Consider the following 16070-nt stretch of genomic DNA (forward strand, 5'->3'; position numbering starts at 1 on the left):
CCGGGCCGCGCTCCGGGAGCAACCGTCAACGCTCCCGGAGGGCCCGGGTGTTCAGCAACCGTTCTCCGTCTTCAGGGCCTTCACCTTCTCATCGAGCCCATCGCCCGGGACGGCGAAGTCCAGCACGGCGTCCAGATCCTCACAGGCCTCGGCCGACTTGAGGGCCTTGAGGCCTCGCGTGGAGCAGCGGCCCACCTGCGAGTTCAGGTCCGTGTTGCCCGCATAGAAGCGGAAGCCCAGCTTCCAGATGCGGCAGGCGCGCCGTCCGTCGCCACGGTCATCCCAGTACTTGCCCCGGATGATGGCCTTGGACGCCATGTCCTGCTGGATGTTCCTCCGGTACGAGGACGGCTTGCTCTCCACCATGTCGCCCATCAGCCGCTTGTCCACGTCCAGCGCCTCCAGCAGCGGATCCGCGGCCTTCTCCACGTCCTCGAGCTGCAGCAGTCCCTGGCCGATCTTGAAGAGCTGATCCACGTTGGACACGTCCGCCAGCAACTTGTCCGTCTCCCCGTGGTGCTGGGCCAGCTCGTAGTTGGAGCGCAGCTTCTGCAGCGTGGCGAGCGCCTCGGTCCCGCGTCCGCCCCAGTAGTCCATCATCGCGGCGACCATGAACTTGTGCGGCAGGCGCTGCTTGAAGGTGTCCTCCACCTGCTTGCGCACGTCCGTCGGCTTGTCGTCCTCCATGAAGATGTCCGACACGGGGCAGCGCCAGGGCGCGGCGTTGGGATCCAACCGGCGCCGGGCGACGAGGAAGTCCAGGTACATCTTGTCCTTCGGCCGCCACTCGGTGCGACCCAGCCGCTTGCCCTTGTCGAGCACCAGGGTGAAGCCGATGGGCGGCTCCAGCTCCTCGCGGGACATCTTCTGGCAGGCGAAGCCCATGTAGCGCTCGCACCGGGGCACCGCGGCGCTCCACTGGCCGTCGCGCAGGTACGTCTTGCAGTCGTCCCCGGCGCGCTTCATCACCTGGGCCGCCGCCTCCAGCACCTTCGGCTTCGCCCGGCGGAAGTAGGAGCTCTCCTTGGTGATCTTCTTGAAGGAGTCCAGCGCCTCCTCTTCCTTCTGACGCATGAGCGCCTTCTCGCCCTGCGCGAAGTACTCGGACGCCTCCTTCTCCATCTTGATGCGGCGCATGAGGCTGTTGGCCTCGGCGTTGATGGGATCGATGTCCAGCGCCTTCGAGCACGAGTCCTCGGCCTTCACCCAGTCCGGCTCGCTGCCCATCTCCGTGGAGCAGTAGGAGCGGCACTTGCTGAGCAGCTCCTGCACCTGCTCCACCGGGCTCATGGGAGGCGGACCCTTCTTCGCCACCGCGGCCTCCTTCGAGGCCGCGCCGCCACCGCCCAGGGTGGTCTTGGTGATCGCCACCACCAGGAAGAGGCCCACCACGCCAGCGGCCACCACCAGCAGCTTCTTTCGCGAGGCCGCCAGGGGTGCCGCCACCGGGGCCTCCGCGCCGCCCGCCCCACGCCGGGTGGGCACCTCCCGTCCACCCCGCCGCGCCGGCAGGTTGGAGGCGCCACCGCCACCCTCGAGCACCATCTCCACCATGCCGAAGGTGATGACGTCTCCCGGCTGCAACACCACCTGCTGGGTGCCCGCCGGCTCGCCATTGACCAGCGTGCCGTTGGCGCTGCCCAGATCGCGCAGCACCACGCCCTCGGGCGTGGCCTCGACCTCGGCGTGCCTGCGGCTCAACGAGTCGTCCTCGATCAGCACCGCGGCGGGCGCCTGGCGGCCCACCAGCAGCTTGCCCTTCACGGGGAACTTCTGGTTGGCCCAGGGGCCGGTGAGGCCCTTGAGCACCGGGGGCCCACCGTCCTCCGCTCCCTCCGCGGGGGCGGGCCGGGGACGCTTCGCCAGCGCCGAGGGGCCTCCCGCGCCCGGGGCGGACCGCTTGACGGCGGGCATGGCCCGGGTGGCGCGCGGGCTCTCCTCGCCCAGCGCCTCGGACTCCTCACCCGCCGGCTTCGCCGCCCGGCGAGGCCCGGAGCTCGCGGCCGAACGCGCGGACGCCTTGAGCCGCAGCTCGTAGTCGCCCAGCAGCACCACGGCCTTGGGCGTCAGCGGCGTCATGCCGGTGATGCGCTGGCCATCCACGAAGGTGCCGTTGGCGCTGCCCACGTCCTCCACCATCACCTTGCCGCCCTCCACCACGAAGCGGGCGTGGCGGCGCGATACTCCGCCCTCGGCAAGGACCAGGTCATTGGTGCCTTCCTGGCGGCCGATCTTCAGCTCACCGGAAAGCTCGTGCTCGCTCTCGTTGCCGTCGGGGTGACGGACGACCAGGGTAGGCATGGTGACGTCAGTCCTCGCGGAAGATGCTCATGTTGACGGGGATGCCCTTGCGCTGCAGGTCATCGTAGAACTTCGGCACGAAGCCGCTGGCCACGAAGCGCCCGCGCACCTTCCCGTCGTCCGAGAAGCCTTCCTGCTTGTAATAGAAGATGTCCTGGAGGGTGACGATGTCCACCTCCATGCCGGCGATCTCGGTGATGTAGCAGATCTTCCGCGTCCCATCCGAGAAGCGCGTCTGCTGCACGATGAGGTGCACCGCGCTGGCGATCTGCTCGCGGATGGCCTTCACCGGCAGCTCCATGCCGCTCATCAGCACCATCGTCTCCAGCCGGGCGATGGCGTCGCGCGGCGTGTTGGCGTGCAGCGTGGTGAGCGAGCCGTCGTGGCCCGTGTTCATCGCCTGGAGCATGTCCAGCGTCTCGCCCGCGCGGCACTCGCCCACCACGATGCGGTCCGGCCGCATGCGCAGGCAGTTCTTCACCAGATCGCGAATGGCGATGGCGCCCTTGCCTTCCAGGTTGGGCGGGCGGCTCTCCAGCTGCACCCAGTGCTCCTGCGGCAGCTGAAGCTCCGCCGCGTCCTCCACCGTGACGATGCGCTCGTCCTCGGGGATGAAGGAGCTGATGATGTTGAGCGTCGTCGTCTTCCCCGAGCCCGTACCGCCGGAGATGACGATGTTCTTGCGCGCCCGCACGCACATCTCCAGGAACTCGGCCATCTGCGCGGTGACGGTCTTGTACTTGATGAGATCCTGGATCTTCAGCGAGTCCTTCTTGAACTTGCGGATGGTGATGCAGGGTCCCTTGAGCGCCAGCGGCGGGATGATGGCGTTGACGCGGCTGCCGTCCTTGAGGCGCGCGTCCACCAGCGGGCTGGACTCGTCGATGCGCCGGCCGATGGGCGCGACGATCCGCTCGATGACGCCGAGCACCGCCTGGTTCGAGCTGAACGTCTTCTCGGACAGGACCAGCTTGCCCTTGCGCTCGATGTAGATCTGGTTGGCGTGGTTCACCATGATCTCGCTGATCTCATCCGACGCGAGGAACGCCTCGAGGGGCCCCAGGCCCAGCGCCTCGTTGATGACGTCGGTGAGCAGCTCCTCCCGGTCCACCTCTCCCGGGAGCTCTCCGTCCGCCTCCATCTGGTCGATGATGTCGCGGATGGCCTTCTCGGTGCGCCGCCACAGCTCCTCGTCGCCGAGCCGGTCCATGTCCATGCGGCGCAGGTCGAGGTACTCGATGAGGCGGTCGTGGATCTCCTTCTGGAGCCGGGTATAGGCCTCCAGCCGGGGGTCCACGCGCTTCCTGTTCTTCGCCAGCGCCGAGGCCAGCGAGGCCGGCATGCGCGCGTTGGCCGCCGGCTGGGGCTCGGGCTCCGGCTCGTCGTAGGCCGGCTCCTCCTCGGCGTACTGGCCCTCTCCACCGTCGTCGTAGCCCTGCTCCTCCTCGTAGTACTCCTCCTCGGGAGGGGCCGTGCGCGTCATGCTCTGCTCGGCCAGCGGCTCGACGTTGATGATGTAGTCGCCGATGAAGATCTGATCCGAGGGCTTCACCACCTGCGGACCGGCGATCTTCTTGCCGTTCACGAAGGTGCCGTTCGTGGACTTCATGTCCACGACGATGAGCTTGCCGTCCTTGGAGACGATCTTCGAGTGGTACTTGGAGACGTTGCCCTTGGCGAGGACGATGTCATTTCCGGCGAGGCGGCCGATGGTGATCTCGTTCTTCTCGAACTCGATCTGCTCGGTACCTCCGCCCTTCTCCTCGAGCGTGACGAGAAACATGGCGTGGATGCTACCAAGCGCTCCCGTCCTCTCAAAGAGGACGCGACGCGATGAGCCACGCCGCCCTTCGAAAAGGGCGAGGCCGGCGCCCATCCCCAGAGGGGACGAGGCCGGCCTCGAGCAACCGAGCAGCCGTGCGGCTCAGTCGAAGATGTTGAAGTTCACCTCGGAGCGGGCCTGCTTGTAGCGGCTCTTCACGTCCTCGATGATCGTCCGGATCTTGTCCGAGTCCGGGTTGACGATGCGGGGCGTCACGAAGATGACCAGCTCGCGCTTGGTGGAGTCGAAGGCCCGGCTCTTGAAGAGCTCGCCGATGATGGGGATGTGGCCCAGGCCCGGCAGCTTGGAGACGGCCTTCTGCTCGTCGTGGCTGAACACGCCCGACAGGACGATCGTCTCGCCGTGGCGCACGGTGACGTTCGTCTTCACCTTGCGGGTGCGGAAGCCGGGGACGGCCGACGAGCCGCCGAAGGACACGGACACCGAGGTGTCCAGCTCGCTCGCCTCGGCCTCGATCTCCGTCTGGATGTTGCCGTTGCGGTCCGCCGTGGGGCGCAGGTTGAGGATGACGCCGTACTGCTTGTACTCCACGGTGAACTGGTTCTGGGTGATGAGCGGGATGGGCACCTCGCCACCGGCCAGGAACTCGGCCTTCTCACCGCTGGCGCACACCAGCTTGGGCTGGGCGAGCAGCCGGCCGTAGCCGTCGTTGCCCTGGAAGCCGACGGAGAACTCCGAGCCACCGTTGATGGCCAGCAGGCCGCGGCCCGAGCCGAACGAGGCCGGGAACAGCTCCTGGGTGATGTTGGCCGTGGCCGTCACGGTGCCGGTGATGTCCGTGGGGTACTTGATGCCGTAGCGGTCACGCGAGTTGCGGCGGATCTCGACGAACTGCACCTCGGAGAGGATCATCCGCTTGATGCCGACGACGAGCAGGTTCTCCACCTTCTCGCCCACCGCCTTGGTGATGAGCTCGGCCTTCTGCAGGTCCTGCTGGCTCTCCACCGAGCCCTCCAGGAAGATGGTGGCGCCCACCACGTTCACCTGCACGTTGCGCAGGCCCGCCTTCTGGAAGGCCGCCGTGAGGTTCTGCGCCACCAGCTTCTTGGCGTTGGGCGCCACCTTCACGAAGCTCTTCACGTTCGGGTAGAGCGACACCACCTGATCGATGCGCTCCGCGTCGCCCGTGGTGTAGGCCTGACCGTCCAGGTAGATGCGGTCTCCCACCATGCGCACGGACACGCCCTCGATCTCCCCGAGCAGCTTCTTGATCTCGGAGATGACCTCGTTGGGGTCCTGCTTGCGCACGGTGACCAGGTAGCTGACGCGCTGACCGGAGCTCTTCCAGATGAGCAGCGTCGTCTTGCCCTCGGACTGGCCGATGAGCAGCACCTGGCTGTTGCCGATGATCTTCACCTCGATGATGTTGGGATCACCCACGGCGATGCGGGTGGTACCCGGCACGGGGAGCACCTTCTGGGTGCCCACCCCGAGGCTGATGGTGCTGCCCTCCTGGGCCCGCGCGGAGCCCGCCGCGAACAGGGCCAGCAGGGCGCCGAGCGCGGCCACCTGCGTGAAGCGTCCAAGCATCGTGAGAGTTCCCTCTTCGCGTCGCATCCGAGCTACCCCAGTCTGTCGTGCTGCCACCACATGGCCCAGAAAGTTCCCAACGCGATCGCCACCCCATAGGGGATGTGGCGTCGCGGTCCGCCCACCGCGCCCTCATGCATCAGTCGGACGCGCACGGCCCAGCGCCGCAGCACGTCTCCCAGCGTCTCCCACACGGCGCCTTCCCACAGCAGCGTCACCACCGCCTGCACCGCGCCCACCAACGAGATGAACGCCGCCGCGGCCATCACCGCGGGGAAGCCCAGCACCGCTCCCACCCCCGCCATCAACTTCACGTCTCCCCACCCCATCCTGCCGCGCAGCGCCCCCGGTACCAGCAGCAGCGCCAGCCCCGCCCCGGACACCACCCCACTCACCAGCCCCGTCTCCAGATCCCCCACCCCCTCGGCCCACAGACGCACGCCCAACGCCACCGCCACCAGGGGATAGGTGACGACGTCGAGGATCTGGCGGCGCATCACGTCCGTGGCCACCGAGACCACCAGCGCCACTCCCAGCACGGTCCAGAGCGCGATGTGGAAGGGAGTCATCAGGAACCCGCCCTCGCCGAGAGGAGGACGGGTCTGAGGAATAAATCAGGGAGGGCCGCTCTCCGTCAATTGGCGAACAGCCCAAACCCCTGACGCGACGGCACCGCCCTCACTGATAGGAGAGCCGCACCCGCTCGCTGCAGATGAAGTACTCGTCGCCGTCCTCGACCTTGCGGCGCTTGATGCGCTGCTTGTTGAACCAGGTGCCGTTGGACGAGCCCAGGTCCTCGATGAAGAAGTCGTCGCCCTCGCGGACGATGACGGCGTGCTCGCGCGACACCTTGCCGGAGTTGATGACGAGGTCGCAGTGCTTGCCACGGCCGATCACGAACCGCTCCTTGGTGATCACCTGGGGCTCGGCGCTGTCCATGGCGAGGATGAGGGCGCCACCGGCGGACTCCTCGTCCATCGGCTCCTCGTCCAGGGGCTCGTCCTCGGGCAGGGGCTCGTCCTCGTCGGCGCCCATCTGCTCGTCTTGATCCTCCTGGGCCAGGTCCATGTCGCCCGCGTCGTCGGCGTCGTCCAGCGAGTCCTCGTCGAGCTCCTCGCGAGGCTCGTTGCTCTTGCCCTTGATGAGGCGCTCGAGCTCGGCGGCCGTCTCCAGGACGCGCTCGGCCACCTCGCGGCGGGCGGGATCATTGTCCAGGGAGTTGGCGGGCGGGCGCTCCTCGGCGCGAGCGGAAACACGCTGGGGCGCCGGAGCGGGCTGGGGCGTCTCGTCACGCGGGGCGGGAGGCCCCTTGTTGGAGGAAGCGCCCCCGTTGACGGGCTGCAGCACGGGCGGAGCGGACTTGCTGGCGCCCGAGGCCGACGCGGCTCGCGGGGCTGGCGCGGCGGCACCGGCACCGGAGGGCACGGCGGCCACCTCCGGCCGGCCCGAGCGCGCCACCTCGATGAAGCCGTTGAGGCGCGCGAACATGAACAACGCCTGGTTGATGAGCGCGTCGCGATCCGAGCCCATCTGCTGGGCCATGTCTTCGTAGGTCTCCCACAGGTGGTCGGCGATACCGACCTTGCGGGCGGGGCGGGAGTTCTGGTCGATCATCAGTCTTGACTCGCTATTCCACGAAACCCGGACGATATCAGAGCCGTTCAGGGACGCGAAATCACCGATAGGGGTACACCCCGGTGCTGTTGGTGACGTCCACGAAGATGGCCTCGAGGTTCACCTGGAGGATGCCATCCGCCGAGGGATAGGCGATGTAGGCGTAGGAGGTATCCCCCACGGTCGCCTGGACCACGGGCCCCGGCAGCCGGAACGTCTGCAAGGCCGGGATGCTGAGGTCCACCTGGATGCCGAACGGGAAGTAGTTGGACAGGGTGTTCACCACGTAACGTTCGTCGCGCACGATGCCCTCGGTGAGCCTGGCGACGGTGATGCGCACATCCACGCCCTCGGTCTGGCCCGCGTAGCCGTCCGGGTGGAAGTAGTAGGGGCCGGTGCGCGTGTAGGTCTCGGAGACGCCCAGGCGCTGGAGGAAGGCCGTGCTGTCGGAGAGGACGAGCGGCTGGTTGCCCGCCGCCCGGACCTGGAAGCGCGTGAAGTTGGCGCATTCAGGAGGGATGGCACCGGCGGGCACCAGGACGGCATTGGCCCCGGCGGACGCTGGCGGCTGCACCGAGCCCACCACCACGTCCGTGGCGCAAGGCTGCTGGCCCGTGGTCTCCGGGGTCAGGACGATGATGTCCCCCGGCCGCACCTGCTGTCCGCCCTGCGTCCAAGCAGCGGGGGGCAGCTCGAAGACCGCCGAGCCCGGGGTGTACGGCACGGAGTTCATTCCGGGCAGGACGCCCTGGTAGACGAGCGTGTACGTGTTGTTGCGGGTGACACCATTCGTCAGGCCCCCGCTCTCGGCATCGACGACGACGGCGGACGACCCGGTCTGGCTGGTGCCCACGCTGTTGACGAAGGAGACCGTGGCGCTCGGGGCCGTAGCGATCACGTCGAACGGGCGCAGCAACGCCGCGTCGAAGAAGAGGATCTCCCCGTCCGAGAGCGGAACGATGCCCAGCAGGGCCTGGGTCACGACGGAGCGGGTGCCGCTCTGCAGCAGGATCTGCGTGTTCGGGGAGAGCGACAGGCCCATGGGCAACCCGGCGTTGCCGGTGATGGGCAGCATGGGGAAGCCGGTGATGTCCTTGGACACGGTGCCCGTGGCGGAATCCACCGCCAGCACTCCCGAGCACTGGGACTGACCGCCACAGCTGGACGCGTCGAGGACGCCGAAGATGCGCTCGCCCGCCTGGAGGGTCCTCTCGGGCGTGGCGCTGCCCTCCGGCAACACGTACGTCACCTGCGGGTGGGTGGCGAGTTGGAGCACCTGGGCACCACCGAAGTTCAGCTCCAGGTCCGCCCCGGCCCCGGCGTCCAGGTTCAGCTTGTAGCTCTTGCCGAGCACGCCGGCCGCGCCGCGCGTGGCCACGGCGAGCTCCCTGGGATTGGGCATGACGAGGATGGAGCTCACGGCCAGATTGGGCAGCGCCCTGAGCAGCGTGGGCGCGGCTATCACGGCGCCCGCGAGCAGTGCCTCGGGCCCCGGCAACCGCAGCTGCCACAGCTGGGCCCCGGTGGTCTCCTGGGTGGCGTAATAGAGCGTGCTCAGACCTTCCGCGTCGGGCCCCCGAGCCGCGAAGGCCGTCACCGGACCCGTCGACGACTTGCTCAGCTCGGGGGTCGACAGCCGCCGCACCTCGCGCAGGATGCTGGGGTCCGCGCCCACCACGGAGATCTCCGTGGAACCGTTGCTGCGCGCATACACGTAGGGACCCGCCACCTCGGCGCCCGCGTCGTCATAGCGCACGTCCCGCGTGAGGGCCTCGGGCCGCTTGAGCACCGGGATGGAGAGCGGCTCGATCGGGTTGGGGGCCCGGGCATACTGCCGGTCCTCGAGGTCCCGCGCGAGCTCGAGCACGCGCAGCTCGTTGTTGCCCGACGAGGTGACGAACACCCGCTCGCCCACCAGGGCCAGATCGTAGGTGCCCACCAGCCCCGCGTACGGAAGGGCCGTGTCCTCCTCGGTGCAGGCCGAAAGCAGCGCCCCCAGTCCCACCATCAACGACACGATGACGCGCTTCACTGCTGTACCTCCTGACACGTGGTGGACCCTACCAGGTCCTGCCGGGTCCCGAGCCGGGCCACCAGCCGGGCCAGCTGCGGGTTGGCGAGATCCGGGATGTCGATCACCGACACACGCCCATCCCCGAAGTTGCTGGTGAAGATGCGCGCCGCATTGCCCTGCTGCTGCACGGCGAGCCCGAACGGCTGGGGCGTCTCCGTGGCATCCTCGTTGCCCACCTGCACCTGGGCCACCACCTGGCCCACGTCCGGGTCGAAGATGGCCACCACGCCAGCCGCGCTACAGGACACCACCACCAGCTCGCTGCGGGTCGCTCCGCGGGGCACCAGCCGCACCTCGGTGGGACCGCTCGGCAGCGGCACCGAGCCCACCACGGTGAGCCGGGGCGTGTCCGACGTCGACTCGATTCCCTGCACGTCCACCAGCAGCAGCGAGTCCGGCGCGCGCACGGCCACGTACAGCCGCTGGGGCCTCGAGGCCACCCGCTCGGTCAGCGCGAGACCGCGCGCATCCAGCGCGGCGAAGCCCACGTCCAGCCCGGGGTCGATGAGCCGGCTCGTGTCCGTCCTGTCCAGCACGCGCACGAGGAACCGCTGGGACAGGGACGTGACACCGCCGGTGAACCGGCCGGTGACGAACACGTATCGCTCATCCAGCACCACCGAGTTACCGCCCATGGGGAGATCGGGGGTGGAGAGGGTGACGAAGTTGTCCGACGAGACGCTCGGTGCGTCACCGGACAGGCGCACCACGTAGGACCGGAAGGCCTCGAACGACTCTTCCGGCGCGTCCGCCGGGTCCAGGTGCGTGACCCACAAGTCTCCCCCGGTATCGACGGCGACCCCGAAGGGCGCGGGCGCGCGGGGAACGTCGTTCGCGCTCCCCGGCACATCATCCAGGGACACCCTTCCCTCGGCGCAGCCGTCGCCAGAGCACAACCGCGTGGGCTCCGGGACATCCACGTAGTAGACGTTGTTGCCGTCCGAGCGGGTGGGGACGAAGAGCCGGGGCGCGTTGCCGTCGGTGCGCTCCCAGAGGGCCATCTCGCCCGCGTAGCTCGGGATGGTGCGGATGGACTCCGGCGCGACGTTCAGCTGGGTGATGTCCACCGCGGCGCCACTCGCCGAGCCGAGGGCCGGCAGGCGGTTGGTGTCATCGGCGCCCACACGGTCCAGGTCGACCGCCATGAGCGTGCCGTCATCGAAGCACCGGTCGAAGTTGGCGCTCGCGACGTAGAGGACGCCGTTGGTGGAACCGGGGACGCTCCGGTACACGAGACCGGCCGGGTAGACGAAGCGGTCCGTCGGCGGGGGCCGCGGCGCGGTGGACGAGCACGCGGCGGCGACGAGCAGCGCGAGACTGAGGAGAAGGGGGCGCATGTAAGGGGGGCGGAGTGTAGAAACCGCTCCAACGCCGGGCAACTACAAAGGACCCCGGCTATTCCATACCCACCAACATACGTCCCCCACTCTGGTGACCAGCCCACCAGGCGGAGCTCAGGCCTCCGACTGGATCTTCGAGAAGTCCGCCACCTGATTGAACAGCGTGCCGATCTCCGTGAGGAGCCGGATGCGGTTCTCGCGCAGCTCGCGCTCCTCGGCCATCACCATCACCTTGTCGAAGAAGGTGTCCACGGTGGGCTTGAGGCTGGTGATCTCCTTGAGGGCCCCGGAGAAGTCATCGGCCTTGACCCGGTCGGCCACGCGGTTGCGTGCCTGGAGGTAGGCCGAATGGAGCTGGCGCTCGGCGTCGTCGGTGAGGCGGTTGGAGTCCACCTCGCCGCGGGCCACGTCCTTGCCCTGCTTCTCGACGATGTTGACCACGCGCTTGAAGGCCACCGCCAGGGGCGCGAAGTCCGCCTGCCCCACGAGCGGAGCGAGCGCCTGGAGCCGCTTGTGCGCGGCCACGAGGTCCTCGTACCCGGCGGACAGCACCGCCTCCACCACGTCCGTGCGGTACTGCTCCGTCCACAGCGCCTTGAGGCGGCCGCGGAAGAACTCGAGCACCTGCTCGCGAGGCGCGGGCTCGCCGGCCTTGCGCTTGACGTTGGCGATCTTCGGCCCGAGTTGCTCCAGCGCCGCGTCCACCGCCTGGGGCAGGGAGAAGCGGTAGCCGCGCTCCAGGACGATGCGGATGACGGACAGGCACGCGCGCCGCAGGGCGAACGGGTCCGCCGCGCCGCTGGGGCCCTTGCCGATGGCGAAGATGCCGCTGAGCGTGTCCAGGCGGTCCGCCAGGCCGATGAGGGCCCCGGGATCCTGCGTGGGCAGCGAGTCCTCGGCGGTGCGAGGCAGGTAGTGCTCGAAGATGGCCAGGGCCACGGCCTCGGGCTCACCGCCGGCACGGGCGTACTCGCGGCCCATGACGCCCTGGAGCTCGGGGAACTCGCCCACCATGCCGGTGACGAGGTCCGCCTTGGCCAGGGTGGCGGCGCGCTCGATGGTGGACTGGAGACTCCCCTTCCCCGTCCACCCGGCGAGCTTCACCGCCAGCGAGCGGAAACGCGCCACCTTCTCGGCGTAGCTGCCGAGCTGCCCCTGCCACACCACGCGCGCCAGCTTCTCCGTGCGGGCCTCGAGCGGCGTCTTGCGATCCTCGTCGAAGAAGAAGCGCCCGTCGGCCAGACGCGAGCGCAGCACGCGCTGGTAGCCGCGCAGGGACACGTTCACGTCGCGCACCGGCGTGTTGGACACGGCGATGAAGCGCGGCATCAGCTTCCCGTTGGCGTCCACCACGGAGAAGTAGCGCTGGTGGCTCTTCATCTCCTGCACCAGCACCTCGGGGGGCAGGTCCAGGTGGCGCTCCTCGAAGCTGCCCACCACCGGGTTGGGCAGCTCCACCAGGTTGGTCACCTGGTCCACGAGGGAGTCGTCCTCCATGAGCTTGCCACCGGCCTGCTGGGCCGCCGCGCGCACCCGCTCCAGCACCTGGGCGCGCCGCTTGGAGAAGTCCGGCACCACGTTCGCCTTCTCCAGGGCCGCCTCGTAGTCCGAGGGCTTGGAGATCTCGATGGCCGCGGGCGACAGGAAGCGGTGGCCGTACGTCGTCCGGCCGCTCTTCACGTCGCCGAGCACCACCGGCAGCACCTCGCCACCCAGCAGCGCCACCACCCACTGCACGGGCCGCGCGAAGGCCTGGTCCACGTCACCCCAGCGCATCGTCTTGCGGAAGTTGATGCCGTGCACCGCCGTGTGGAGGATGTCCTTGAAGATGTCCGCCGCCGGACGGCCCTTCTCCTCCACCTTGGCACCCAGGTACTCGCCCTTGGGCGTCTGCACGCGCAGCAGCTGATCCACCGACAGCTTCTGGCTCTCGGCGAACTTCTCCGCCGCCTTGGTGGGCTTGCCGTCCTTGTCGAAGGCCGCCTTCGCGCTCGGGCCGAGCACCTCGCGGGTGATGTCCTCGCCCCGCTCCGCGATGTCCTTCACCCACACCGCCAGCCGCCGCGGGGTGCCGTAGGTGCGCACCTCGCCGTGCTTGAGCCGCGCCTCGGCCGCGCGCTCGGTGATGACGCGCTTGAGGTCCTCCAGCGCCGGGAGGATGAACGAGGCGGGGATCTCCTCGGCGCCGACCTCCAGGAGCAGATCACTTGCCACGGGCCACCTCCGCCTCGGCGGGCTTGTTGAGGATCACGGTCTTCCAGTAGTCGCTGGCGGGCTTGCCCTCGAGCACCGGGGGCTGCTCGCCCACCGTCCAGGCCGTCTTGAGCAGCGGGTAGCCCAACTTCTCGCGCATCTTCAGGTAGCCCTCGGCGCACAGGCGGGCGTTGTCACGCACGCGCTTGATGAAGTTGGCGCGCTCCGTCACCGAGATGGCTCCGCGCGCGTCCAGCAGGTTGAACGCGTGCGAGCACTTGAGCGCGTAGTCGTACGCGGGCAGCGGCAGCTCGCGCTCGATGAGGCGCTTGCACTCCTTCTCGTAGGAGTCGAACAGACCGAACAGCATCTGCGCGTCCGACTCCTGCAGCGCGTACCGGCTCATCTCCACTTCGTTGGCGTGGAAGACCTCGCGGTACTTCACGCCCTTGACCCACTCGATGTCGAAGATGTTCTCGACGTTCTGCAGGTACATGGCGATGCGCTCGAGGCCGTACGTCAGCTCCGCCGACACGGGCCGGCACTCGAAACCACCGCACTGCTGGAAGTAGGTGAACTGGGTGACCTCCATCCCGTCACACCACACCTCCCAGCCCAGGCCCCAGGCGCCCAGGGTGGGCGACTCCCAGTCGTCCTCGACGAAGCGGATGTCGTGCTCGAGCGGATCGATCCCGAAGGCGCGGATGGAGTCCAGGTAGAGCTGCTGGACGTTCTTGGGCGCCGGCTTGAGGATGACCTGGAACTGATGGTGCTGGAACAGCCGGTTGGGGTTCTCACCGAAACGACCGTCGGCGGGACGCCGCGAGGGCTGCACGTAGGCCACGTTCCAGGGCTCGGGGCCCAGGGCGCGGAGGAAGGTGGACGGGTGCATGGTGCCCGCGCCCACCTCGAGATCATAGGGCTGGGCGATGATGCAACCCTGCTTGGCCCAGTGGTTCTGGAGCGTGAGGATCAGATCCTGGAAGTACATGGCGCCGCGGACCGTAGTGACGGGGTCCGGGAGCGTCAAGGACGGCCGTCAGGGTTCTTCCCACAAGGGCAGATCGCCGACACGGACGGTCATCTCCGTGTGCTCACCCGGCTTGATGGGGGCCGACAGCAGGCGGCTGGCGCCGTCCGGATCCACCACGCGCAGACGGTAGGTGGCCACCGGCAGCGGCACCTTGCGCAGAGGGGTGGTGCCCAGCCGATTGTCCCCCTCGAACACCGCGGAGCGAGGCACGGTGTAGAGCGTGAGGAAACCGAGCTCCGCCTTCGCCGCGCCCCGAGCCGTGCTCGTGTCGAGGAGCACGGGCTCGCCGTCGGTCGGTGGCTCTGGGGCGGGCTTCGCCTCGGCCACGGGCTTCGACTTCGAACCGGCCGCCGGCTTCGGCTCCGTCCCGGGCTTGGGAGCGGTGGTGGCCGGGTTGCGCGTCTTCCGGGTGTCGGCCCTGGACTTCGACGGGGGCTCGGCCGCGGCAACGGCTTCCGGCTCCGGCTCGGGTCGCGGCTCGGGCTCCTGGACGGGAGCGGGCTCCTGCTGGGCCAGCGCGGGCTGCTCGGCGGCCTCGGGCGGAGCGGTCACCGGCAAGGGCTCCGCCGGGGGCGGCCCGTTCGGCAACTCCTCCCCCTTCAGCTCCTTCAGCGCGGCGGCGTAGAGGGGCGTCAGCAGGGCCCGCGTCGGCGGGTAGTAGATGGCACCGCCGATGGCCGCCAGCAGGAGCAGCAGGAAGATCCGTCCTCCCCAACCCGACCCCTCGCGAGGCGCTTCCGGCCGCGGCACGGGGGCCCGGGCAGGCAGGGTGCGCGGCTCCGAATCCTCGGAGGCGTCCGCGCCACCCGGAGCGCGCACCACGGGCTGCCTGCGGACGGGCCGGGTCTTCGCGAGCTCGTCATCCTCCTCCTCATCCGGCTCGGGAGCCGCGGCCTGGGGACGGGAGAACGAACCCGACCGGGGGGGCGGCGTGCGCTGGGGAGCAGGCGCGGCGGTGGGCGTGGACGTGGACGTGGGCCGGCGCTGCGCGGGCTTGGGGCCGGACGACAGCGCGGGCTTCGGCGCCGGAGTCACCTGCCCCGAGGTCGGCTTCGCGGCGCGCGGCGGGCTGGTCGGATTGGCGGAACGGCTGGGGAGGACGGGCGCCGCGAACTGCCCGGTCGGAGGATCTCCCTCGTTGGCGCTCTCCAGGAGCTCGCGCGTCTTCTGGATCTTGTCCGCGAAGAGCTGCCGCATCACCGCGGCCAGCTGCTCCTCGTGGAAGAGCTCCGCGCCGCAAGCGGCCTCGATGGCGCGGGCCATCTCCCGGCCCGAGGCGAAGCGCTCCGCCGGCTCACGCGCCAGCGCGCGCATCACCACCTGGGCCAGCGCCTCGGGGACGCGCGGGTTGATGCTCGACGGGGAGGTCACCTCCGCGTCGGCGATCTTCATCATCACCTCGGCCTCGTGGGCTCCGGAGAAGAGCCGGCGCCCGCACAGCATCTCGTGCAGGATGACGCCCATGCAGAAGAGATCGCTGCGGCCGTCGAGCTGCTCGGAGCCCCGCACCTGCTCGGGAGACATGTAGCCGGTGGTGCCCTTCACCATGCCCACCTGCGTCCGGCCGAGCCGCCCCTTCGCCTTGGCGATGCCGAAGTCGATCACCTTCACGTTGCCGTCGAAGGTGACCATGATGTTCTTCGGGGACACGTCGCGGTGCACCACCGGCCGGGGCTTGCCCGAGGGGTCGGTGTAGCTGTGCGCGTAGTGCAGCCCGAGGCACGCATCGCGCACCGCGCGGGCCGAGAAGCCCAGGGGCAGCGGGCGCTGCTGCTTGCTGGAGGCGACGAGGACCTGCTCCAGGTTCTGCCCGGCCAGGAACTCCATGGCCAGGTACAGCTCGCCGTCCTGATCTCCCAGGTCGAACACCTGACCGATGTTGGCGTGGGCGAGCGAGGCGGTGATGCGCGCCTCGTCCAGGAACATCTTGACGAACTGGTCGTCCTTCTGGACGTCCGGGAGGATCTGCTTCAGCGCGACGAATTTGCGGAACCCGCCCGGTCCCGCCGTGAAGGCGAGAAAGAGCTCCGCCATCCCTCCCATGGAGAGACGGGTGACGATCTCGTACTTACCGATGCGGCGACCGCGATCGTAGTCGAGACCCGCGCTGCCTTGGGGCCCCTGGTTGGCCATCGGGCGCGC

At 69.1% G+C, this 16070-nt stretch carries 10 protein-coding genes; all 10 read right to left on the reverse strand.

Going from position 1 to position 16070, the window contains the following annotated elements:
* Positions 1–51 precede the first annotated feature (51 nt).
* A complete protein-coding gene (locus JRI60_RS31925; RefSeq protein WP_204219717.1) occupies positions 52–2301 on the reverse strand; it encodes an FHA domain-containing protein in 2250 nt (749 codons plus the stop codon).
* A 7-nt stretch (positions 2302–2308) separates the two neighbouring features.
* Positions 2309–4084 (reverse strand): ATPase, T2SS/T4P/T4SS family, encoded by a 1776-nt coding sequence (locus JRI60_RS31930; protein ID WP_204219718.1) that lies wholly within the window; start codon positions 4082–4084, stop codon positions 2309–2311.
* A 141-nt stretch (positions 4085–4225) separates the two neighbouring features.
* Positions 4226–5674, reverse strand: a complete 1449-nt coding sequence (locus JRI60_RS31935) for a pilus assembly protein N-terminal domain-containing protein (protein WP_204219719.1) — start codon at positions 5672–5674, stop codon at positions 4226–4228.
* Between the two features lie 32 nt (positions 5675–5706).
* Positions 5707–6243, reverse strand: a complete 537-nt coding sequence (locus JRI60_RS31940; RefSeq protein WP_204219720.1) for an A24 family peptidase — start codon at positions 6241–6243, stop codon at positions 5707–5709.
* Positions 6244–6352: 109 nt separating this feature from the next.
* The gene (locus JRI60_RS31945) at positions 6353–7288 is read right to left on the reverse strand and encodes an FHA domain-containing protein (RefSeq protein WP_204219721.1); all 936 of its coding nucleotides are present in this window, start codon (positions 7286–7288) and stop codon (positions 6353–6355) included.
* Between the two features lie 61 nt (positions 7289–7349).
* Complete coding sequence (locus JRI60_RS31950) at positions 7350–9320, reverse strand: hypothetical protein (RefSeq protein ID WP_204219722.1); 1971 nt, start codon at positions 9318–9320, stop codon at positions 7350–7352.
* Entirely contained in the window at positions 9317–10699 is a 1383-nt protein-coding gene (locus JRI60_RS31955) for a YncE family protein (RefSeq protein ID WP_204219723.1), read from the reverse strand. The genes JRI60_RS31950 and JRI60_RS31955 overlap by 4 nt, the downstream gene beginning before the upstream one ends.
* Before the next feature lie 117 nt (positions 10700–10816).
* Positions 10817–12916 carry a glycine--tRNA ligase subunit beta gene (gene glyS, locus JRI60_RS31960; RefSeq protein ID WP_204219724.1) on the reverse strand — a complete coding sequence of 700 codons (2100 nt, stop codon included), beginning with the start codon at positions 12914–12916 and terminating at the stop codon, positions 10817–10819.
* The gene (gene glyQ, locus JRI60_RS31965; RefSeq protein WP_204219725.1) at positions 12906–13886 is read right to left on the reverse strand and encodes a glycine--tRNA ligase subunit alpha; all 981 of its coding nucleotides are present in this window, start codon (positions 13884–13886) and stop codon (positions 12906–12908) included. The genes glyS and glyQ overlap by 11 nt, the downstream gene beginning before the upstream one ends.
* A gap of 48 nt (positions 13887–13934) precedes the next feature.
* The gene (locus JRI60_RS31970; RefSeq protein WP_204219726.1) at positions 13935–16061 is read right to left on the reverse strand and encodes a serine/threonine protein kinase; all 2127 of its coding nucleotides are present in this window, start codon (positions 16059–16061) and stop codon (positions 13935–13937) included.
* Between the last annotated feature and the right edge of the window lie 9 nt (positions 16062–16070).

Origin of the sequence: Archangium violaceum, from assembly GCF_016887565.1 — a bacterium.
Classification (GTDB): Bacteria; Myxococcota; Myxococcia; order Myxococcales; family Myxococcaceae; genus Archangium; species Archangium violaceum_B.

Excerpts from the sequence above, each read along its gene's own strand:
- JRI60_RS31940 (WP_204219720.1), bottom strand. The coding sequence starts at position 6,243 with ATGACTCCCTTCCACATCGCGCTCTGGACCGTGCTGGGAGTGGCGCTG.
- JRI60_RS31955 (WP_204219723.1), bottom strand. The coding sequence starts at position 10,699 with ATGCGCCCCCTTCTCCTCAGTCTCGCGCTGCTCGTCGCCGCCGCGTGC.
- glyQ (WP_204219725.1), bottom strand. The coding sequence starts at position 13,886 with ATGTACTTCCAGGATCTGATCCTCACGCTCCAGAACCACTGGGCCAAG.
- JRI60_RS31945 (WP_204219721.1), bottom strand. The coding sequence starts at position 7,288 with ATGATCGACCAGAACTCCCGCCCCGCCCGCAAGGTCGGTATCGCCGAC.
- JRI60_RS31935 (WP_204219719.1), bottom strand. The coding sequence starts at position 5,674 with ATGCTTGGACGCTTCACGCAGGTGGCCGCGCTCGGCGCCCTGCTGGCC.
- JRI60_RS31970 (WP_204219726.1), bottom strand. The coding sequence starts at position 16,061 with ATGGCCAACCAGGGGCCCCAAGGCAGCGCGGGTCTCGACTACGATCGC.
- JRI60_RS31930 (WP_204219718.1), bottom strand. The coding sequence starts at position 4,084 with ATGTTTCTCGTCACGCTCGAGGAGAAGGGCGGAGGTACCGAGCAGATC.
- JRI60_RS31925 (WP_204219717.1), bottom strand. The coding sequence starts at position 2,301 with ATGCCTACCCTGGTCGTCCGTCACCCCGACGGCAACGAGAGCGAGCAC.